Origin of the sequence: Phytobacter sp. V91, from assembly GCF_965644225.1 — a bacterium.
GTDB lineage: Bacteria > Pseudomonadota > Gammaproteobacteria > Enterobacterales > Enterobacteriaceae > CBFFRJ01.
The window spans coordinates 1-19920 of sequence record NZ_CBFFRJ010000095.1 but is presented as its reverse complement, the minus strand read 5'-3'; the positions used below and the strand labels follow the sequence as shown (position 1 = coordinate 19920).

At 56.1% G+C, this 19920-nt stretch carries 16 protein-coding genes and 1 pseudogene; 7 read left to right on the top strand and 10 right to left on the bottom strand.

Going from position 1 to position 19920, the window contains the following annotated elements; translation table 11 throughout:
- Positions 1-195: 195 nt before the first annotated feature.
- The 3 genes from ACSZO4_RS18020 to ACSZO4_RS18010 all read left to right on the top strand — a co-directional run bounded on the left by ACSZO4_RS18020 (position 196) and on the right by ACSZO4_RS18010 (position 3110).
- The gene (locus ACSZO4_RS18020; protein ID WP_437890407.1) at positions 196-636 is read left to right on the top strand and encodes a DUF2946 domain-containing protein; all 441 of its coding nucleotides are present in this window, start codon (positions 196-198) and stop codon (positions 634-636) included.
- Between the two features lie 96 nt (positions 637-732).
- On the top strand, positions 733-2766 hold the full coding sequence (locus ACSZO4_RS18015; protein WP_437890406.1) for a TonB-dependent copper receptor: 2034 nt from the start codon (positions 733-735) through the stop codon (positions 2764-2766).
- Between the two features lie 83 nt (positions 2767-2849).
- The gene (locus tag ACSZO4_RS18010; protein WP_437890405.1) at positions 2850-3110 is read left to right on the top strand and encodes a DUF2534 family protein; all 261 of its coding nucleotides are present in this window, start codon (positions 2850-2852) and stop codon (positions 3108-3110) included.
- A gap of 54 nt (positions 3111-3164) precedes the next feature.
- On the opposite strand, the gene ACSZO4_RS18005 is transcribed toward ACSZO4_RS18010, so the two are convergent.
- From ACSZO4_RS18005 to ACSZO4_RS17960, 10 genes are all read right to left on the bottom strand, one after another.
- Entirely contained in the window at positions 3165-4403 is a 1239-nt protein-coding gene (locus ACSZO4_RS18005; protein WP_437890404.1) for an EAL and HDOD domain-containing protein, read from the bottom strand.
- Between the two features lie 286 nt (positions 4404-4689).
- On the bottom strand, positions 4690-5976 hold the full coding sequence (locus ACSZO4_RS18000) for a Zn-dependent hydrolase (protein ID WP_437890403.1): 1287 nt from the start codon (positions 5974-5976) through the stop codon (positions 4690-4692).
- 23 nt (positions 5977-5999) lie between these two features.
- Positions 6000-7448, bottom strand: coding sequence for a dihydropyrimidinase (hydA, locus tag ACSZO4_RS17995; RefSeq protein ID WP_437890402.1), 1449 nt, complete (start codon positions 7446-7448; stop codon positions 6000-6002).
- A 185-nt stretch (positions 7449-7633) separates the two neighbouring features.
- Positions 7634-8938: an NAD-dependent dihydropyrimidine dehydrogenase subunit PreA gene (gene preA, locus ACSZO4_RS17990; RefSeq protein ID WP_437890401.1), complete on the bottom strand. Its 1305-nt coding sequence runs from the start codon at positions 8936-8938 to the stop codon at positions 7634-7636.
- Positions 8931-10337, bottom strand: coding sequence for an NAD(P)-dependent oxidoreductase (locus ACSZO4_RS17985; RefSeq protein ID WP_437890400.1), 1407 nt, complete (start codon positions 10335-10337; stop codon positions 8931-8933). The genes preA and ACSZO4_RS17985 overlap by 8 nt, the downstream gene beginning before the upstream one ends.
- Before the next feature lie 234 nt (positions 10338-10571).
- Positions 10572-11228, bottom strand: a complete 657-nt coding sequence (locus tag ACSZO4_RS17980) for a TetR family transcriptional regulator C-terminal domain-containing protein (protein ID WP_437890399.1) — start codon at positions 11226-11228, stop codon at positions 10572-10574.
- A 41-nt stretch (positions 11229-11269) separates the two neighbouring features.
- On the bottom strand, positions 11270-12286 hold the full coding sequence (locus ACSZO4_RS17975; RefSeq protein ID WP_437890398.1) for an ABC transporter substrate-binding protein: 1017 nt from the start codon (positions 12284-12286) through the stop codon (positions 11270-11272).
- 45 nt (positions 12287-12331) lie between these two features.
- Positions 12332-13402, bottom strand: coding sequence for an ABC transporter permease (locus ACSZO4_RS17970; protein WP_437890397.1), 1071 nt, complete (start codon positions 13400-13402; stop codon positions 12332-12334).
- On the bottom strand, positions 13402-14283 hold the full coding sequence (locus ACSZO4_RS17965) for an ABC transporter permease (protein ID WP_437890396.1): 882 nt from the start codon (positions 14281-14283) through the stop codon (positions 13402-13404). Before ACSZO4_RS17965 ends, ACSZO4_RS17970 begins: the two co-directional genes overlap by 1 nt.
- Entirely contained in the window at positions 14273-15112 is an 840-nt protein-coding gene (locus tag ACSZO4_RS17960; RefSeq protein ID WP_437890395.1) for an ABC transporter ATP-binding protein, read from the bottom strand. The genes ACSZO4_RS17965 and ACSZO4_RS17960 overlap by 11 nt, the downstream gene beginning before the upstream one ends.
- A gap of 782 nt (positions 15113-15894) precedes the next feature.
- On the opposite strand from ACSZO4_RS17960, the gene accB reads away from it, so the two are divergent.
- The 4 genes and pseudogenes from accB to ACSZO4_RS17940 all read left to right on the top strand — a co-directional run.
- Positions 15895-16362 (top strand): acetyl-CoA carboxylase biotin carboxyl carrier protein, encoded by a 468-nt coding sequence (gene accB / locus ACSZO4_RS17955; RefSeq protein ID WP_437890394.1) that lies wholly within the window; start codon positions 15895-15897, stop codon positions 16360-16362.
- A gap of 10 nt (positions 16363-16372) precedes the next feature.
- Positions 16373-17719: an acetyl-CoA carboxylase biotin carboxylase subunit gene (gene accC / locus ACSZO4_RS17950; protein ID WP_437890393.1), complete on the top strand. Its 1347-nt coding sequence runs from the start codon at positions 16373-16375 to the stop codon at positions 17717-17719.
- A 223-nt stretch (positions 17720-17942) separates the two neighbouring features.
- A complete protein-coding gene (locus ACSZO4_RS17945; RefSeq protein ID WP_437890392.1) occupies positions 17943-19214 on the top strand; it encodes a Glu/Leu/Phe/Val family dehydrogenase in 1272 nt (423 codons plus the stop codon).
- 206 nt (positions 19215-19420) lie between these two features.
- Positions 19421-19861: pseudogene (locus tag ACSZO4_RS17940) on the top strand (O-methyltransferase); the annotation flags it as partial.
- Positions 19862-19920 lie beyond the last annotated feature (59 nt).

Genomic DNA, 19920 nt, shown 5'->3' with positions numbered 1-19920 from the left:
CATAAATTAACCTGCTTTTGATGTTGGATTGAACATATCAAAATCAGGCAATTACACAATTTTATGTACAGGCTCCCGATTAAGGGCGTACTCTGTATGCACACCCTGACAGGGGAAGCGGGCCGAAGGTTTTTGTAACATTTGAAACCGGCATAAGATACACTCGCCTGATTGATAATCATTCCTGGTATCACCGTGTACGGGCGCAATTTTTTCAACACACTTTCAGCATGGCTGGCGCTTCTCGCCGTCGCCATGCTGTTTGTCGCGCCCGTTGTCTCGAAATCCTTGCAGCACCATACTCCGTGCCAGCCTGCAACTGCCATGATGAACATGGATATGCACGGAATGCACCACGCTGAAACGACCGCCGCCGCATGTGATTCCCCGCCCGCGCCCCATCACTTTTTATCCGCTGGCGCCGGGCAATCATTGATGGAAGATATTGCCTGCGGCTATTGCCAGCTATTGATCCATCTTCCCTTTGTGCTATTCGTTCTGGCGGTGCTGCTCTGGCTATGGCGGATATGCGTTCCGTCATCGGCCTTTCCCGCTTTACGCTGCCCGCTTATCTTTCGCCCCTGGGATCCAAAGTCTGCCCGTGCCCCGCCTTGCTGTTATGTGTTTGATTGCTAATACCTAACATTAATCCGGGCGTTTTGTGCCTTAAAAACAGCTTCAGTAATGAAAAGCTGCGACGCGCTACGCCTTAAAAACAGCACAGGCAACTGAATGAAATTACATAATTTTGTGCGCACTCCCGGCGCCACGCTGGTATTGATGGCGCTTGCTTCACCGACCTTATGGGCGCAGGAACAGCACGATCACGGAGTGATGAATGATGATGCGGTCATGGTCGTCACCGCCCCGGTGACCTCTCCCCTTGAAGTGACCACTTCACTGAAAACGCCGCGTCAGCCCGTCCCGGCCAGCGACGGGTCGGATTACCTGAAAACGATCCCCGGTTTTTCGCAGATCCGTAACGGTGGGACCAATGGCGATCCGGTGTTTCGCGGCATGTTCGGCTCCCGTCTGCGGATCCTGACCAACAACGGCGAAATGCTCGGCGCCTGCCCGGCGAGGATGGACGCGCCGAGCTCGTATATCTCCCCGGAGAGTTTTGATCTCCTGACGCTGATTAAAGGGCCGCAAACCGTGCTCTGGGGGCCGGGTAATTCTGCCGGTACGCTGCGGTTTGACCGTGACACGCCGCGCTTTGATAAGCCCGGTATTCAGGGCAACGCCAGTGTGCTGGCGGCCTCTAACGACAGGCTGGATAAAAATGCCGATCTGAGTCTTGGCAGTGAAGAGGGTTATCTGCGGCTTATCGGCAATCAGTCCCGCGCCAGTGATTACAAGGATGGCAGCGGCGCACGGGTGCCTTCGAAATGGGATAAATGGAATGCGGATATGGCGCTCGGCTGGACGCCGGATAAAGATACGCTGGTTGAGCTGACCGCCGGGCGGGGGGATGGCGAAGCGCGCTATGCCGGTCGCAGCATGGACGGCTCACAGTTTAAGCGTGAGAGTCTGGGGGCGCGTTTTGAAAAATCCTCTATTGGCGAGGTGTTAGACAAGCTCGAAGCGAATCTTTACTACAACTATGCCAATCACATTATGGATAACTACTCATTACGTTCACCCTCGTCAGGCGGTATGTCCGGCGGCGGGATGGGGATGGGCTCAATGATGAGCATGAGTATGCCCATGGCGATGCAGCTCGACCGGCGCACGGTAGGCGGGCGAACTCAGGCGACCTGGCTCTGGCGCGACTATGAACTGCGCAGTGGCGCCGATTTCCAGTTGAATACTCATCGCAGTAAAGAAGAGAGCGGCTGGCAGAAGGATGCGCGCTTCCACGATTACGGAGTGTTCAGCGAACTGACCTTGCTTGCAACCGAACAGAGTAAAGTGACTGGCGGTCTGCGGCTGGACAGCGTGAAGGTCGACAATGAGAGCGGTAGCGGGGCCAGCGAGCGTTCAGCCACGCTGCCAGCCGGGTTTGTGCGTTACGAACATACCCTCAGCGGGATGCCAGTGATGTTATATGCCGGGCTTGGCTACACCGAGCGCTTCCCGGATTACTGGGAGCTGTTCTCGCCAACTTTTGGTCCGGACGGTGCCAGTGGTGCCTTTGACCAGCTCAAAAGTGAAAAAACGACCCAAATTGATATTGGCGCGCAGTACAGCGGGGAGCGCTTCGATAGCTGGGTGTCGGCGTATGTCGGGCGGGTGAACGATTTTATTCTGTTCCGCTACGACGCCAGCAACAGCCGGGTAAGTCAGGCCGATAACGTCAATGCCACCATTATGGGCGCGGAAGCGGGAGTCAGTTACCGGCTGACTGACCAATGGAAAACCGATGCCAGTCTGGCCTGGTCGTGGGGAGAAAACACCGATGACCACCAGCCGTTACCTCAGCAACCTCCCGTTGAAGCGCGGCTGGGACTGAGCTATGAACGGGGTGACTGGAGCACGACCGGGTTGCTGCGCCTGGTCAGCAGTCAGCATCGTGTGGCCATCAATGAAGGCAACGTGGTGGGGAAAGATTTCGCCAGTAGTGACGGATTTGCTATCTTTTCCGCCAACACCGCCTGGCGGGTTAATAAGAACGTTAAGCTCAGTGCCGGAGTGGATAACCTGTTCGACAAAGCTTACAGTGAGCACCTCAATCTGGCGGGTAACAGCAGTTTTGGTTACTCATCCAGCCAGGCGGTTAATGAACCGGGAAGGACATACTGGGCGAAAGTTAACCTGACCTTTTAACCGGTGCGGCTCCGCTTAGCCGGAGCCCATCCGCGACCATCGCGAAGAAAAGTGCATCACCTGCAATCATAAAGGAAGACGTTATGCTGGAAAAACTGCGTACCCCGGAGGGGAAAAAATTTATCACGGCGGCCATTATTGTCTGGCTGGTGGCAACCAGTGTCATCGGTTACGCGACCTTTAGCGGCGTTGTCGATGAGTACGATCTGCCGATGTCTGAATGGTCGACGTCGATGTTTATTCTGCAGGGTCTGTGGGTGTTTATCTACAGCCTGGTGTTCACGGTTATCGGTTCGCTGCCCTTTGGCTTCCTGTTCCTCGGGCCGAAGGACGAGCGAGGCTAAGGCGAAAAAAAAACCAGAGGCGAAATCCTCTGGTTTTTTGTTTTAACGCCGGGGTCAACTGGCGACGCCGGTCGGAATATCATCCGCCCATTGAGTGGCGGTCTTAATCAGTTCGGCGACCACGCTGCGGTTCATTCCCAGACGCTGGCCGAGGGCACTGACCTCTTCCCACTTATGACTTTCGTACAGCATCGCAAGATGCAGGTAAGTGTAAAGCGGGCCACGCTGCTCTTTCAGCGCCATCATTACGTTCGCCGAAACATCAATCTGGCCAATCAGGTCAGCCATTGGCATCTCAAAAATGCTGTCTAACTGCGAAAAGAGACCGACGATAAACGCATCATCGGACGAGTTACGGCTGATGGAGCGCGCCGCCGCCAGCTCGCAGAACTTGCCGCGGATCAGGCACTGGTGATAAATCTCATCCGTTTTGACCACATTCACCGAGGTCAGGCAGGCAACCATCACAAAGCGGCGTAACTCATTGGTGCCGAGATAAAAAATGATGTCTTTTAACGACTGGCTGCGGAAATTGTTGCTGCCGCGGGCGTTGAAAACGATGTTCTGCGCATAGCGCATGAGCTTAAAGGAGAGGGCCAGATCCTGCTTTAACAGCTCTTCGATTTTGCCAAAATCCGGAGAATCCGCGTTGGCTTCTTTCATCAGTTTCAGCGTGACGGTCTGATTCTGAATCAGTTTGTTGTTGGCATGGATAACTGGTTTACTGAAAAAATGGCCCTGAAACAGCGTACAACCGAGGCTACGGAAACACTCATACTCTTCGAGGGTTTCAACCTTCTCTGCCAGAAAAACCGTCCCATCGAGCAAATCGGCTTTGTCTTCAATATATTGCTGGATCTCATCCGGCGTATTGACCCGCACATCGAACTTGATGATGCTGACATAGGGAAGAAACTCATTCCAGGTGTCGCCAAGTTCGAAGTCATCCAGCGCAATGCGAAAACCATGTTTTGAAAGCTGTTTTACCGTTTTCAGCAGGCGTGGCGTGGGTTCAGCAGTTTCGAGTATCTCGACGATAACGCGATCTTTCGGCAAGGTTTCCGCCATGCCCTGAACCAGCAGCTCGTAAGGAAAGTTGACGAAAATGGCGCTGTATTCCTTAAGACGGCCAAGGGGCGCGCCAAGAAATTGTTCGACGATAATTTGGGCAGTGGCATATTCCGGACTCACGTCAGGAAACCGGTTCGTCATACTGTCTCTGAACAACAGCTCATAGCCGACCGTGTTCATATTTTCATCAAAAATCGCCTGGCGGGCGACAAAAGAAAACATTGGATACTCCATACAGATGCCTGCAAATATCAATTCCGGTTACGGGTCGAACCGGTTAACGCCCATCATTTTCCCTGACCGATTAACCAGAAACCTGGACGGAAATGGCAAAGACGCAAGTGGGTCTTACAGAGGCAGCATCTTTTGTAAACTTCTGAGGGACTTAAGTCAAATCCCTTATGCATAAACAGGGGGGTAAAACGTGAAATATCTGCTGGCGGATCCTGGCATCCGATAAACAAAGACCCGATCGCCTGCAACCGGGTCACAATTTAACCACAACCGCCTACTTTCCTGAAATCACCCCGGCTTTTTCCAGCATAGCGTGTAATAGCACATTTGCCCCGGCGGTGACCTGCTCCGGTGACGAATATTCTATCTCATTGTGGCTGATGCCATCCTTACAGGGAATAAAAATCATTCCCGTAGGCGCGAGCATGCTCATATAAACGGCATCGTGGCCGGCGCCAGAAACGATGTCCATTGAGGAGTAACCCAGCTTTTGCGCCGCATTGCGCACTGCGTCTTTACAGGACGGATGAAAAGGGGCTGCGGGATACTGGGATACCAGCTTCAGCTCGACGCCCAGGCCGGTCTCCTGCTCGATTTTTAACAGGAAGGCTTTTAATGCCGCATCCATCTCATCCACTTCGCCATCGGTCATATTGCGAAAATCGATGGAGAATTTGACGCTGCCGGGCACCACGTTTCGGCTGTTAGGGTGCACCTGCACCATGCCGACGGTACCGCGACCATGGGGAGCAAACTGCCCGGCAATGTTCACCACCTCCTGCATAATACGCGTGGCCACCTGCAATGCATCCTGGCGCATGGCCATTGGCGTCGGGCCCGCGTGTGATTCCATCCCTGTTACAATGCAGTCATACCAGCGGATACCCAGCACCGCCTGCACCACGCCAATTTCAGTCTCTTTGTCTTCCAGAATCGGGCCCTGCTCAATATGGGCTTCGAAATAGGCACCAATCTGGTGATCGCCGGGGATGGCTTCACCGGCATAACCAATCTTCAGTAGCTCATCTTTCACCGTTTTGCCTTCGGTATCGGTCGCCGCGTAAGCCACTTCCAGCGGGAAAATACCCGCGAAGACGCCGGAGCCCATCATCACCGGGACAAAACGTGAACCCTCTTCGTTGGTCCAGAACACCATCTCAACCGGCGCATCCGTTTCAATGCCCTGTTCGTTAAGGGTGCGGATGACCTCCAGCGCGGCGAGAACCCCGAAATTGCCGTCAAACTTACCGCCGGTGGGTTGGGTATCGATATGGCTTCCGGCAACGATGGGCAGCAGAGCGTTGTTTTTCCCGGCCCGGCGCATAAACACATTGCCAATTTGATCCACTTCGACCGATAGCCCCTCCGCTTTGCCCCAGCCGATCACCAGATCACGCCCCTGACGGTCGAGATCGGTCAGCGTCAGGCGACAAACGCCTCCTTTGGCTGTTGCGCCAATTTTGGCCAGATCCATCAGCGACTGCCACAGACGGTCGCCGTTAATCCGCAGGTTACTGATGTCCACGCTGCGGGTGTCTACAGAAATAACGTCACTGCTCATAACTGACTCCTCCAGAAAGATGATTAGCGGGCGACGGCTTTGGGGGCGCGATGGCGTTCCCAAACGGCGGCGGCGCTGAAATCCGGCCCGAAAGCCGGACGTTTGATATAGCGACCAGCCCCTTCACGGACACGCAATTCGCCATCGGCCCAGACCACATTGCCCTGGCTTATGGTGTATGCAGGAACGCCCGTTACCGTGCGACCTTCGAAGATATTGAAATCATTACGTGAGTGATGGCTGCTGGCCGAGAGGGTTTTGCTGCCCTGTGGATCCCACAGCACCAGGTCGGCATCGGCACCGGGCGCAACACAGCCTTTGCGTGGGTAGATGTTGAACAGACGGGCGGTATTGGCAGAGGTAATGGCCACAAACTCACTCGCGGTCAGACGACCGCTGTTGACGCCTGCATCCCACAGCACCGCCATGCGCTCTTCAACGCCGCCGCAGCCGTTCGGGATTTTGGTGAAGTTGTCCAGACCGGCAGCCTTCTGGCTGGCGCAGAAGGTACAGTGGTCGGTGGCGGTGGTATGCAACTGGCCCGATTGCAGGCCATGCCATAACGCTGACTGGTGAGACTTATCGCGAAACGGTGGACTCATCACATGGGCGGCAGCGAAAGCGGCATCCGGGTGGCGATAGACGCTGTCGTCGATGACCAGATGCCCGGCCAGCACCTCGCCATACACCCGCTGGCCACGGCCACGGGCCCGGGCGATGGCTTCTGCCGATTCGCGGCAGGATACATGTACCACGTAAATGGGGACGCCCATAATACTGGCGACGGTGATGGCGCGGTTTGCCGCTTCTCCTTCTACCTCGGGCGGGCGGGAGAGGGGGTGACCTTCCGGCCCGTTAATGCCTTGCTTGAGTAATTCCTGTTGCAGGAGATAAACCATTTCGCCATTTTCCGCGTGCACGGTTGGCATCGCCCCAAGCTCCAGGCAGCGGCGGAAGCTGTTCATCAGGGTTTCGTCATCGCACATGATGGCGTTTTTATAGGCCATAAAGTGTTTGAAACTGTTTACCCCTTCCTGCTGCACCAGGGTGCCCATATCCTGGCGTACGCTCTCATCCCACCAGGTGATGGCGACATGAAAACTGTAGTCAGAGGCGGCTTTTTCCGCCCAGCCGCGCCACTGGCGATAAGCATCCATTAACGGCTGCTGTGGGTTGGGTATAACAAAATCGATGATGGTGGTGGTGCCACCGGCGAGGGCGGCGGCCGTACCGCTGTAGAAATCATCGACGGTGGTGGTTCCCATAAAGGGGAAATTCATATGGGTATGAGGATCAATACCGCCGGGCATCACGTACAGCCCACCTGCGTCCAGGGTTTCGGTGGATGCGGGAATATCCCACAATGAGGCATCGCCGACTGCGGCAATGACGCCGTCGACGCACAGGACATCGGCACGTCGCTGGTGGTCTGCGTTCACTACGGTCCCGCCTTTAATCAACAGATTACGCATGTGTTATTTTCTCCATAGTGCTGTATTGAATGGTTTTCTCCCTCTCCCCAAAGGGGCGAGTGGATTTTCTCCCTCTCCCTGAGGGAGAGGGCCGGGGTGAGGGTGGGCAGACATTGCTGTAGCCATTGCCCCTCACCCTAACCCTCTCCCAAAGGGGCAAGGGGACTGACCGTGCGCGCTGTACCTCAGGCTGATTTCGCCATCGGGTTATTCGGGTGAGTGGTCCAGTTGGCGTAACTTTCCGTCACCACTGCGCCGGTACGTTTGTCCACTTCGCCAGGCTGCAGGCTGCGCAGGGAAATACAGTTTTCTACCGGGCAAATCGAGGCGCATAAATTGCAGCCGACGCAATCTTCCTCACGCACTTCGAAGCGGCGGTCATCACCAGTAAAGGCCGAAATCGCCTGGTGGGAGGTGTCCTCGCAGACCAGATGGCAGCGCCCGCACTTGATGCAGCTCTGCTGGTCAATTACCGCCTTATCCACGTGGTTGAGATTGAGGAAACGCCAGTCGGTGACGCTGGGCAAGGCCATACCGCGAAAATCCTCAATCGTGCGAAATCCCTTCTCATCCATGTAGTTTTCCAGGCCGCTTATCATGTCGCGGACAATCTGGAAGCCGTGCACCATCACCGCAGTGCACACCTGCACCGTCCCGCAGCCCAGCGCGATAAATTCAGCTGCATCGCGCCAGGTTGAGATACCGCCAATCCCGGAAATCGGCAGCCCACGGGTCTGCGGGTCACGACCAATTTCAGACACCATATTGAGTGCGATAGGCTTCACCGCCGGGCCGCAATAGCCGCCGTGGGAGCCCTGATTGCCGGTATGCGGGGACATCAACATTCTGTCGAGATCGACGCCAATCACCGAGTTGATGGTGTTGATAAGCGAGACCGCATCGGCACCACCCGCCTTCGCGGCGCGCGCCGGGTAGCGAATATCCGTAATATTGGGCGTGAGTTTGACGATGACCGGCAGGCTGCAATACTGCTTGCACCAGCGGGTCACCTGCTCGATATATTCCGGCACCTGGCCGACCGCCGCGCCCATACCGCGTTCACTCATGCCGTGCGGGCAACCGAAGTTCAGCTCAATCCCGTCTGCTCCGGTCGCTTCGACCTGCGGCAGGATGGTGCGCCAGGCCTCTTCCTCGCAGGGCACCATGATCGAGACCACTACCGCCCGATCGGGCCAGCGTTGCTTGATGCGGGCGATCTCCTCCAGGTTGATGGCCAGCGTGCGGTCGGTAATCAGCTCAATGTTATTAAGCCCAAGGATGCGCCTGTCGGTGCCGAGCAGCGTGCCATAGCGTGGGCCGCTGACGTTGACCACGTGGGGATCCAGCCCGAGCGTTTTCCAGACCACGCCGCCCCAGCCCGCCTGAAACGCGCGCTCGACGTTGTACTCTTTGTCGGTTGGCGGCGCAGAGGCCAGCCAGAAAGGGTTTGGACTTTTAATGCCAAGAAAATCGGTCTGTAAATCAGCCATGAATGCGCTCCTTAAAAGAGGTGGCGTTAGCGGCATCAGCCTCAGTAATCGTCAGGTGCAGAGCCATTGAACGGGCAGCAAGTTTGCCCATGCGTACCGCGTCAACAGTGAGATCAAGGCCGCCGAAGCAACAGTCGCCCCCGGCCCAGACGCCGGACAGCGAGGTACGACCGGCATCATCGGTGGCAATGCGCCCTTGTTTGAGCTGAATTGCCTGTTCTACAGGCGCGGGATCGAAGGTCTGCCCTATGGCTTTCAGCACCATGTCTGCCGCCAGGGTAAAGCGCTCGCCGCTGGCTTCCAGTCCGTTAGCCCCCTGGCGCATCACATCAAAGACCACGCCGGTAAGCTGATGGTCTTGCTGCTCGAAGTGGCGGGGAGCGGCCCACAGGCGCAGGGTTACGCCGCATTCTCTGGCCCACTGCTGCTCTTTTTCTGAAGCTTTCATTTCTGCTTCCCCCCGGCGATAGACCAGGGTCACTTCTCGTGCGCCGAGCTTTTTGGCCTGCACGGCGGCATCGACTGCGGTCATCCCGCCGCCAATCACCACCACATTGCGGCCTATCGGCATCTGGCTGAGGTCGCTGCACTGGCGCAGCTCGGCAATGAAATCCACGGCTTCGCGCACCCCATCAGGCTCCGGGCTGTCACTCTCCAGTTGATTAACCCCGCTTAAGCCGAGACCCAGGAACACGGCATCATAGGTTTCGCGTAACTGGCTGAGGTTGAGATCTTCCCCCAGTGTCCTGCCGTAATGGACGGTGATGCCGCCCGTGCTCAGCAGCCAGGCCACCTCTCTGGCGGCAAAGTCATCGGTGATTTTGTAGCTGGCAAGACCGTACTCATTGAGGCCGCCGGCTTTGCTGTGGGCGTCGAAAAGATCGATATCGTGTCCGGCAAGCGAAAGCTGGTGGGCCACTGTCAGCCCTGCCGGTCCTGCGCCGACAACGGCGACCCGCTTACCGCTGGCAGGTGCCCGCACAAACAGCGGTTTACCGGGGGCGGCAAAGTAGTGGTCGGTCGCGTGACGCTGGAGCAGGGCAATGTTCAGCGGTCGCCCGTCCTGGGCGTTACGCACGCAAACCTGCTCGCACAGGGTTTCGGTCGGGCAGACGCGGGAGCAGGTGCCGCCTAACACATTGGCGCTAAGAATAAGTTCGGCGGCGCCTCTGTCGTTGCCCTGGGCAATACGCTGGATAAAGCTCGGGACGTCGATATCCGCCGGGCAGGCGCGGGTGCAGGGGGCGTCAAAACAGTAGTGGCAGCGTTCTGCTTCTGTCACTGCCTGCACCGGACTCAGAGGGGGGGCGCAATCCGCAAACTCGCGGGCATACGCAGTGGGTTCACGTCGTCCGGACTGGATCCCCGGCGCGTTGATACCTGATTCGTTGCTCATCATTGCTTCTCCTGAATAGTTAGCAGGGTTATCGCTCCCTGTCGTTAAAATCCTGACCATATGGTTAAGTTTTTACGAAATAACCTTGCTAATTGCGTGCCATTTGCGGAGCTTTTGCCGTAGAGCCCATCTATTCAGGGTTTTTATAAATTAGCGGTTTTAATGAATCTGTTTTTTGTCTCTTTTTGGTGCGTTTTGCACCACGATAGAATATTTTTGCTGCAAATGGCTGCAAAGTTATTCTTCATCATCCAGGCCGCAAATCCGCCATATACAGCTCATGACATGTTCGGTAGCACGAGCCTGGGCGGCTCTGTTACGCGAGTTGTCCCCCAGCACGGCGGCAATCTGAATGTCGAAGTCGGCATAGGTCTGGGTCATCGACCAGACCGTAAAGAAGAAGTGGGTGGTATCCATGGGGCGCAGCGTGCCGGCGAGTATCCAGCTGTCGAGGATGCGGGCTTTTTGCTCAACCAGGCTGCGTAAGGCGGTTTTTAATAACGGGTGCACCACCTGCGCGCCCTGCAGGATCTCATTGGCAAACAGGCGGGAGGCTTCCGGGCGTTCAAAGCTGAAGGCGATTTTCTTACCGACGTACTCAGCCAGGGCTGTTTTGGGGTCTGCACTGGCTGAGATCCCCTCCAGAGGGGCCAGCCAGTCCTGCAGGATCCGCTCGAGTACGCGTAAATAGAGGGTCTGTTTGTTGCCGAAGTAGTAGTGCAGATTGGCTTTTGGCAATTCGGCGGCATCGGCAATCTGTTGCATGGTGGTGCCGCGAAAGCCGTAGCGGGCAAAGACGCGCTCGGCGGCAGGTAAAATAATGGCTTCGTTGTCCTGGCGGATGCGGCCTTTGTCCAGAGACCCGCTGACACCGCTGAGAAATCCCTCGTTCATGGCTGGCTCCTGTTTATTCGCCGTCCCTGGCATGGTGAGGATTATTTCAGTTTTGCCGCCGCGTCCCAGACGACATGGGTCATCGCGCTGTCACCCGGATCTTTTTTGATAACCGGGGTATCGCCACCGCTAAGCAGCAGGACGTCGATGGTGCGACGGTAGGCCGCCGGGTCGAGGTAACCGATTTTCGGCGTATTGGCGTTGGTAATCAGTTTCGCCACGTTCTCCATCTGCCGGGTTTGTACCTCTTCGGTTGCCGAACCGGAGGCGTCTTCCGCGACCACAATTTTCGCCGCTTCTTCAGGATGCTTAACCGCATAGTCCCAGCCTTTAAATGAGGCTTTCAGGAACTTCGCCATTTTGGCAACGAAGGCCGGATCTTTCAGATCGGATGCCAGCACGTACAAACCGTCTTCCAGCGTTGAGACGCCCTGATCTTCATACGGGAAGGTAATCAGATCCGACTCTTTCAGCCCGGCGTCGATCAACTGCCAGTATTCGTTGTAGTTCATGGTGGAGATACAAGCGGCCTGATCCTGCAACAGTGGATCAACGTTAAAGCCCTGTTTGAGGATGGTGATATCTTTACCCGGTTTCAGGTTCAGCTTGTTCATCCAGTTAAAGAACGGATACTCGTTGCCGCCGTACCACACGCCGAGAGTTTTGCCTTTGAAATCCGCCGGGGTGGTAATGCCGCTGGATTTTTTACAGGTCAGCATCATCCCGGAGCGGTCGTATACCTGCGCAATGTTTACCAGCGGTACGCCTGCTTCGCGTGATGCCAGCGCATCCGGCAGCCAGTTGACGATCACGTCCGCTGATTTACCGGCAATTACCTGTACCGGAGAGATATCCGTCCCGCCAGGCTTGATGGTGACATCCAGCCCTTCCTGCTTGTAGAACCCTTTTTCCTGCGCCACGTAGTACCCGGCGAACTGCGACTGCGGCAACCATTTCAATTGCAGTGTGACCTTTTCTGCTGCCTGTGCAGAAAAAGCGAAAGAGACAGACATTGCCGCCAGCAACAACCCCCGGCGAAAAGCAGAACGTTTCATCATTGGATAACTCCTCGGGTTAATGTGCATCATCATGTTTTTCTTTATTTACTTCGAAGCATCTGCCCCGCGCAGGGAGGGATGCCAGAAATTGACGCGCCGGTCGAGTCGCACCAGCAGGGCGTAAATCAGTGAACCGGCCAGTGAGGAGACCACAATGGCTGACCACACCACCGGCATATGCATTCGCGCCGATTCGGTGGAAATCCGAAATCCGAGCCCGGCGGTGGGGGAACCAAAATACTCAGCCACAATGGCGGTGATCAGCGCCAGGGTGGCATTGACCTTCAGAGCGCTAAAAATGAAAGGCATCGCCGAGGGCAAACGCAGCATTAGCAGGTTCTGACGCGGAGTGGCGGCATAGCAGTACATTAATTCCTGCTCCAGTTTGCCGCTGGCCTTAAGTCCTGCCAGGGTGCTGACCAGGGCCGGGAAAAAGGTGACAAGGATGACCACCGCCGCTTTGGACGGCCAGTCAAAGCCAAACCACATCACCGCAATAGGCGCGACCCCCACCAGCGGTACGGTGCTGGTCAGGCTGGCGACAGGCAACAGACCTCGCTGCAAAAACGGCAGTCGGTCGATAAGCAACGCCACGCCAACCCCTAAGCCGCAGCCCAGCAGATAACCCACCAGCACCGACTTGAGCACGGTCTGCACCAGATCGCCTGCCAGCAGCGACACGCTGTCGACCAGCGCCGTCAGAATATCCAGCGGCGCAGGCAGAATGACCTGCGGAACGCCGTATCCGGTGACCAGGATCTGCCAGAACCACAACAACCACAGGCCGAGCAATCCGGCGACGGCGCCAGCGGGAACGGTTGCCTGCGCCAGTCGCTGCACGCTCACCATAGCAAGTAAGGCCAGCACGCTGGCGCTGAGGGCGTGATACGGCAATAAGATCAGCCAAAGCGCACTGACTGCAAGGCAGGCGGCAAACAGCGACGTGCGCAGGCGGGAGGTTGAGCAGGCCAGCAGCGTGCTGAGGAGCAGCAACAGGGTGCAGGCATTCTGTGCTGAGGAGGCCTCAGGCGTGAGGCTCAATTGAACCAGGGATAATACGGCCAGTACAAAAGCCGCCACCAACAGCAGGGTGCCAGGTATCGCTTTGCTGTTCATCAAACCCCCTTACGCTGGCGAAGCACCAGGCGTTCCGTTAAGGTCACCAGCGCAGTCAGGGCCAGGCCAAGTAATGAGGCCATCACCAGCGCAGACCAAATCTGGATAGTGTTGCCGTAATAAGAACCGGTCAGCAGCCTTGCCCCCAGACCTGCCTGCGCTCCGGTGGGCAACTCTGCCACCATGGTGCCGACCAGCCCGCTGGCAATCGCCACGCGAAAAGCCGGAAACAGATACGGCAGCGAGGAGGGCAGACGCACCATCCAGAAGATATCGACGCGACGGGCGGCATAGGTGTGCACCAGCTCCATCTCCATTTTTTGTGGTGAACGCAGACCCTGCACGGTGGCAATGGTTACCGGGAAGAAGCACAGATACATGGCGATGGTCGCTTTTGGCAGCATGCCGGTAATGCCAACGCTGCCGAGAATAATCAGCACGATAGGGGCAATGGCCAGCACCGGGATGGTTTGCGAGGCAACAATCCATGGCATCAGCGCTTTATCTAAGGTGCGGGAATGGACGATACAAACCGCCAGCAGCACACCGAGCACCACCCCCATCGCAAACCCTGTCAGGGCAGCGCTGGCGGTAACCCAGGTGTGGAGCAGAAGATTACGCGGCGATGTGAGCGGCCACTGGCTGATGCTGTTCCAGATATCAATCAGGATTTGATGCGGGGCAGGCAACAGCGGACGGCTGGCGTTAAGCGACGCATAGACTAAGTCGCTGCTGGTCCAGGGACCGCGCGGCGTCAGCACCCGATCAATCACCCCGGAGGCATTGAGCGCAAAGGCCAGCAGATACCAGAGGATCAGCGCTGCCAGCAGCACCGTCCCCACGGGGAGCGCGTAGAGATGCAAACGGCGGTTAATGGTCATGATGCCCCTCCACCAGCGCCTCGCGTACCTCAGTCGCCAGCTGTAAAAATGCCGGGGTATCGCGGATTTCCAGAGTCCGCTGGGCGGGAAGAGGGGAATCTATCACCTTCACAATGCGCCCCGGACGCGGCGACATCACCACAATTTTAGTGGAGAGATAGACCGCTTCCGAAATGGAATGGGTGACAAACACCATGGTGCGCTGCTCGTTGAACCACAGCTGTTGTAACTGCTGGTTAAGGTTGTCGCGGGTCAGTTCATCCAGGGCGCCGAAGGGTTCATCCATCATCAGAATTTTCGGTTCGAAGCCCAGCGCGCGGGCAATAGAGACTCGCTGTTGCATCCCACCCGAGAGCTGCCACGGGAATTTCTTCTCAAAACCTTTTAACCCCACGCGGGCCAGTTGCTCGCGGGCTATTTCATCGCAGCGCTCCGGCGGAACTCCCTGAATTTGCAGCGGCAGCATGACGTTGCTCAGCACCGTGCGCCAGGGCAGTAGTACCGGTGCCTGAAACACGTAGCCATAGGCACCCGCCTGGCGAGCCTCTGAGGGAGACATATCATTGACTAACACATCTCCGGAGGTAATGGGCTCAAGGTCGGCAATGGCCCGCAAAAGCGTTGTTTTACCGCAGCCGGAAGGGCCGATAAAGGAGACGAACTCCCCCTGACGGATGGTCAGATTAATATCTTTGAGCGCATGAACAGGCTGGTCGGCAGCCGGATAAATCACGTTGGCCTGGTTTACCCTGATGGCGGGCCGTGCGGTCGTGGCTGTCGGTTTCAGTGACACTACCGCAGACTCTGGCGTGTACATTATCTGGCTCATTTCCCTGTACCCCTGTTTGTTGACTAACTGGTTAGGTTTGTTTTCTCCATGCCATTTTTGTGCCAGGCGTGAAACCCCGTTGGATCACGCATTTTGTCGGCAATATAAGTAATTTTAATGGCTAAATTGGTGCAATTGACGGCATGTCTGCTTGTTAACAGGGCAAGGAGAATGGGCAGGGAAAAGGCAGAAAATGCGAAAAAAAGGGCGGTATTCTGCACACTACAGACTCCCCCGGCAAAGGGGGAGTGACAGTGGCCGTTCGTGGGTGTGGCAGAAGAAAAGCTAAATCCCGTAAAGAGCGTTCAGTAAATCGGCTCCCACGCCTGCGGCACTACGCCGTTGGGTTTAGTGCAAATGCCCTGCCATCGGGTTGATTAATTGTTAATCACTATTGGTGTTTTTGGGAAACTATGATCGCTATCATAAATCTGTAATCCTGGTACCAACTGACTATTGATCAGACTAATCTGATGGACTACGATGGCCCTACCCCAGACAGAGCTAACGCCACAATATAGTGAGTGCCGGAGATAAGCGCCGGGGGGCCAAACAACATTGCACTACTTGCTTTACTTCTTACACCAGGCCCTGGCATCTGCCGGGGCTTAATGTATTCAGTATCTGAATGTTTCCTGTAATCCCCTCTATTTCGTTATGACCCCACCTGATCTCTGTATGTCCCTTTCGTGATGCGCTTTGTTATAACCTCTTCTACACTCTGGCGTAATTGAGGTAATGGCGTCGTTCGTCATCATAAAAGAGAACCACAGAGAGCCCCTATGGACATTGATAAGATTAAGAAATTGATTGAGCTGGTTGAGAAATCAGGTATCAGCGAACTGGAAATTTCTGAACGCGAAGAATCAGTTCGTATCAGCCGCGCCCTGGCGGTCCCCGCTTTTCCCGTAGCGCAACAGGCCTTGATTGCGCCGGCAGCACAACAACCTGCGACCTTATCGAATGCGGTTGCGCCAGCAGCACCTGCGGCAGAGCCAAATCCTGCACAAATCAGTGGTCATTTAGTGCGTTCCCCGATGGTCGGGACTTTCTATCGCACCCCAAGCCCGGATGCGAAAGCGTTCTGCGAAGTGGGCCAGAAAGTCAACGTGGGCGACACGCTCTGCATCGTTGAAGCGATGAAAATGATGGACCAGATCGAAGCAGATAAAGCGGGTGTGGTTAAAGCCATCCTTGCCGAAAGCGGTCAACCGGTTGAATTCGACGAGCCGCTGGTCATCATCGAATAACGAGGCGAAGATGCTGGATAAAATTGTCATCGCTAACCGTGGCGAGATTGCCCTGCGAATTCTGCGTGCCTGTAAAGAACTGGGCATTAAGACCGTCGCCGTGCACTCCACCGCGGACCGCGATTTAAAACACGTATTGCTGGCGGATGAGACGGTCTGTATCGGCCCGGCACAGTCCGTCAAAAGCTACCTTAACATCCCGGCGATCATCGCAGCTGCCGAGATCACCGGCGCTGAGGCCATTCACCCCGGCTACGGTTTTCTCTCCGAGAACGCCAACTTTGCCGAGCAGGTTGAACAGTCCGGCTTTATTTTCATCGGCCCGAAAGCTGACACCATTCGCCTGATGGGCGACAAAGTGTCCGCCATCACCGCGATGAAACAGGCTGGCGTCCCGATGGTTCCCGGTTCTGACGGCCCGCTGGGCGAGGACATGGATGTTAACCGCGCCCATGCGAAACGCATCGGCTACCCGGTTATCATCAAAGCCTCCGGCGGCGGCGGTCGCGGTATGCGCGTGGTGCGCAGCGACGCTGAACTGGCCCAGTCCATCTCCATGACCAAAGCGGAAGCGAAAGCGGCTTTCAGCAACGACATGGTGTACATGGAGAAGTACCTGGAAAACCCACGCCATATCGAAATTCAGGTGCTGGCAGACGGTCAGGGCAATGCCATCTATCTGGCTGAACGCGACTGCTCCATGCAGCGCCGCCACCAGAAAGTGGTCGAAGAAGCGCCAGCGCCGGGCATCACCCCGGAACTGCGCAGCTTTATCGGTGACCGCTGCGCTAAAGCGTGCGTGGACATCGGCTACCGTGGGGCGGGTACCTTTGAGTTCCTGTTCGAAAACGGCGAGTTCTATTTCATCGAAATGAACACCCGTATTCAGGTGGAGCACCCGGTTACCGAAATGATCACCGGCGTGGATCTGATCAAAGAGCAGTTGCGTATTGCTGCCGGTCAGCCGCTGTCGGTAAAACAGGAAGATGTGGTGGTCAAAGGCCATGCGGTGGAATGCCGTATTAACGCCGAAGACCCGAACACCTTCCTGCCGAGCCCGGGTAAAATTACCCGCTTCCATGCGCCGGGCGGTTTTGGCGTGCGCTGGGAATCGCATATTTACGCCGGTTACACCGTACCGCCGTACTATGACTCAATGATCGGCAAACTGATCTGCTTTGGCGAAACCCGTGAAGTGGCGATTTCCCGCATGAAAAACGCGCTTCAGGAACTGATCATCGACGGTATCAAAACCAACGTCGATCTTCAGACCCGCATCATGAACGACGAGAAATTCCAGGTCGGTGGGACCAACATCCACTATCTGGAAAAGAAACTCGGCCTCAGCGAGAAGTAGCCGGAAGCGGCGTCTCTGTTCCCCTTCATCCCAACTCTCACCCTGGCACTTTATTCTCCCTCTCCCCGTGGGAGAGGGCCGGGGTGAGGGCATCAAACCGCATCGGACTCAATAAAATTTCCCTATGACATTATAGCGATCTCCTGAGGGCTGACCCCGTGGGCGAGGAGTACCCTAATGCCAGTCAAAATGGTTACTGGTCTTCTACTCCTGGAGGTATGTTTTGTCTGAGCTCTCTTATGTGTCAGGTGCGCGTCACTCGGCATGGTCAATCTATCTTGCGCAGGTTGAGCGGGTTCTGCCGTTACTCGGCGAACTCAGCCACTGGGCCGATACCCTGCGTCATCCGCGTCGTGCGCTGATTGTCGATATTCCACTGGAAATGGATGACGGCAGCGTGCGCCATTTCGAAGGTTATCGCGTTCAGCACAACCTGTCCCGTGGGCCGGGTAAGGGCGGGGTTCGTTTTCACCCGGATGTTACCCTCGATGAAGTGATGGCGCTCTCGGCATGGATGACCATCAAATGTGCTGCTCTGAACCTGCCGTTTGGTGGCGCAAAGGGTGGGGTCCGCGTTGATCCCACCACGCTCTCGCGTAAAGAGCTTGAGCGTCTGACCCGCCGCTACACCAGCGAGATTGGTGTTTTTATTGGTCCCCAGCAGGATATTCCGGCCCCGGACGTGGGAACCAATGCGCAAATTATGGCGTGGATGATGGACACCTGGTCAATGAATGTCGGCAAACCGTCCACCGGCGTGGTGACCGGTAAGCCAGTCCATCTTGGCGGCTCATTAGGGCGGGTAAAAGCCACCGGGCGTGGGGTGTACGTGACCGGATGCCAGACCGCGCAGGCGCTGGGGATTAATGTTGCCGAGTGTCGTGTGGCTGTGCAGGGCTTTGGTAATGTTGGCAGCGTCAGCGCGGAGTTGTTCCATCAGCATGGCGCCCGCGTGGTGGCGGTGCAGGATCAGTTCGGAACCCTGTACCACCCGGCAGGCATTGATATTCCGGCGCTGATCGCCTGGCAAAAAGCGCAGGGCGGCATTCTTAGCTTCCCGGGTGCGGACACTATCTCTGACGACGCTTTCTGGTCCGTGGAGCATGAGATTTTGATCCCGGCGGCGCTGGAAGGGCAAATCACCGCCGAACGTGCCGCCATGCTCACCAGTAAGCTGGTGCTGGAAGGGGCGAATGGTCCGACGCTTCCGGAAGCCGACGATATTTTGCAGCAGCGTGGCGTGGTGGTGGTGCCGGATGTGATTGCCAACGCCGGTGGCGTGACCGTCAGCTATTTCGAGTGGGTGCAGGATTTTTCCAGCTTCTTCTGGAGCGAAGAAGAGATCGACAGGCGGCTCGACACCATTATGCAAGGCGCAATGGAAACGGTATGGAATAAGGCGCAATCGCTGAACGTGACCCTGCGTACCGCAGCCTATGCCCTGGCCTGCGAGCGCATTCTGCTGGCGCGCAAAGACAGAGGTTTGTATCCGTAGTTTTTACTCTCATCCAGCAGGGGATCGCTAAGGTATATAAGGAACCTTTCGCCGTGGGGGAAGGTTCCTGGTAACCGGTTTGTCATCAGGGTTCCGGGGCGTATCTTAAGACTGCATTTTGATCACCTGGGAAGTTGAGCGCCTCCATACTGTCACACCGGGCATCTAAACTTGATTATGAAATCACTAATGGAGAGTCGACTTATATGCGAATTCCTGATTACCCTTCCCTGGATTCTGATAAATGGGCGCAGGTTGATTGCTGGTTTGCCGGGAAGCTGGCAGCAGAAGGATCGGAGTTGAAAAGCGCGCTTGCCAATAACGCAGTACAGGGGCTTCCCGCGCATGATGTCTCTGCCTTACAGGGGAAAATGCTGGCGATCCTTATTCAGATGACAGGTGCGGTTCGCGTGCTTGAAATTGGAACGCTGGGAGGCTACAGCACAATATGTATGGCTCAGGCTTTGCCACTGAATGGCAGCGTGACAACCATAGAATTTAATAAGCATCACGCTGGGGTTGCTCGGCAGAATATAGAGAGTGCGGGGCTGGCTCACTGCGTTGAGCTTCATGTTGGTGCCGCGCTTGATGTTTTACCCACACTCAGCGCACCTTTTGACCTGATTTTTGGAAGGTGCGATTTAATCGTCAGTTATGAGAACATAAGGCTTTCTTTGCCATAGATTTTTCACGATGCCCGCACTTT

Coding starts and splice junctions, on each gene's coding strand:
- ACSZO4_RS17975 (WP_437890398.1), bottom strand. CDS start 12,286: ATGATGAAACGTTCTGCTTTTCGCCGGGGGTTGTTGCTGGCGGCAATG.
- ACSZO4_RS17965 (WP_437890396.1), bottom strand. CDS start 14,283: ATGACCATTAACCGCCGTTTGCATCTCTACGCGCTCCCCGTGGGGACG.
- hydA (WP_437890402.1), bottom strand. CDS start 7,448: ATGCGTAATCTGTTGATTAAAGGCGGGACCGTAGTGAACGCAGACCAC.
- accB (WP_437890394.1), top strand. CDS start 15,895: ATGGACATTGATAAGATTAAGAAATTGATTGAGCTGGTTGAGAAATCA.
- ACSZO4_RS17985 (WP_437890400.1), bottom strand. CDS start 10,337: ATGATGAGCAACGAATCAGGTATCAACGCGCCGGGGATCCAGTCCGGA.
- ACSZO4_RS18005 (WP_437890404.1), bottom strand. CDS start 4,403: ATGTTTTCTTTTGTCGCCCGCCAGGCGATTTTTGATGAAAATATGAAC.
- accC (WP_437890393.1), top strand. CDS start 16,373: ATGCTGGATAAAATTGTCATCGCTAACCGTGGCGAGATTGCCCTGCGA.
- ACSZO4_RS18000 (WP_437890403.1), bottom strand. CDS start 5,976: ATGAGCAGTGACGTTATTTCTGTAGACACCCGCAGCGTGGACATCAGT.
- ACSZO4_RS17960 (WP_437890395.1), bottom strand. CDS start 15,112: ATGAGCCAGATAATGTACACGCCAGAGTCTGCGGTAGTGTCACTGAAA.
- ACSZO4_RS17980 (WP_437890399.1), bottom strand. CDS start 11,228: ATGAACGAGGGATTTCTCAGCGGTGTCAGCGGGTCTCTGGACAAAGGC.
- ACSZO4_RS17970 (WP_437890397.1), bottom strand. CDS start 13,402: ATGAACAGCAAAGCGATACCTGGCACCCTGCTGTTGGTGGCGGCTTTT.
- preA (WP_437890401.1), bottom strand. CDS start 8,938: ATGGCTGATTTACAGACCGATTTTCTTGGCATTAAAAGTCCAAACCCT.
- ACSZO4_RS18010 (WP_437890405.1), top strand. CDS start 2,850: ATGCTGGAAAAACTGCGTACCCCGGAGGGGAAAAAATTTATCACGGCG.
- ACSZO4_RS18015 (WP_437890406.1), top strand. CDS start 733: ATGAAATTACATAATTTTGTGCGCACTCCCGGCGCCACGCTGGTATTG.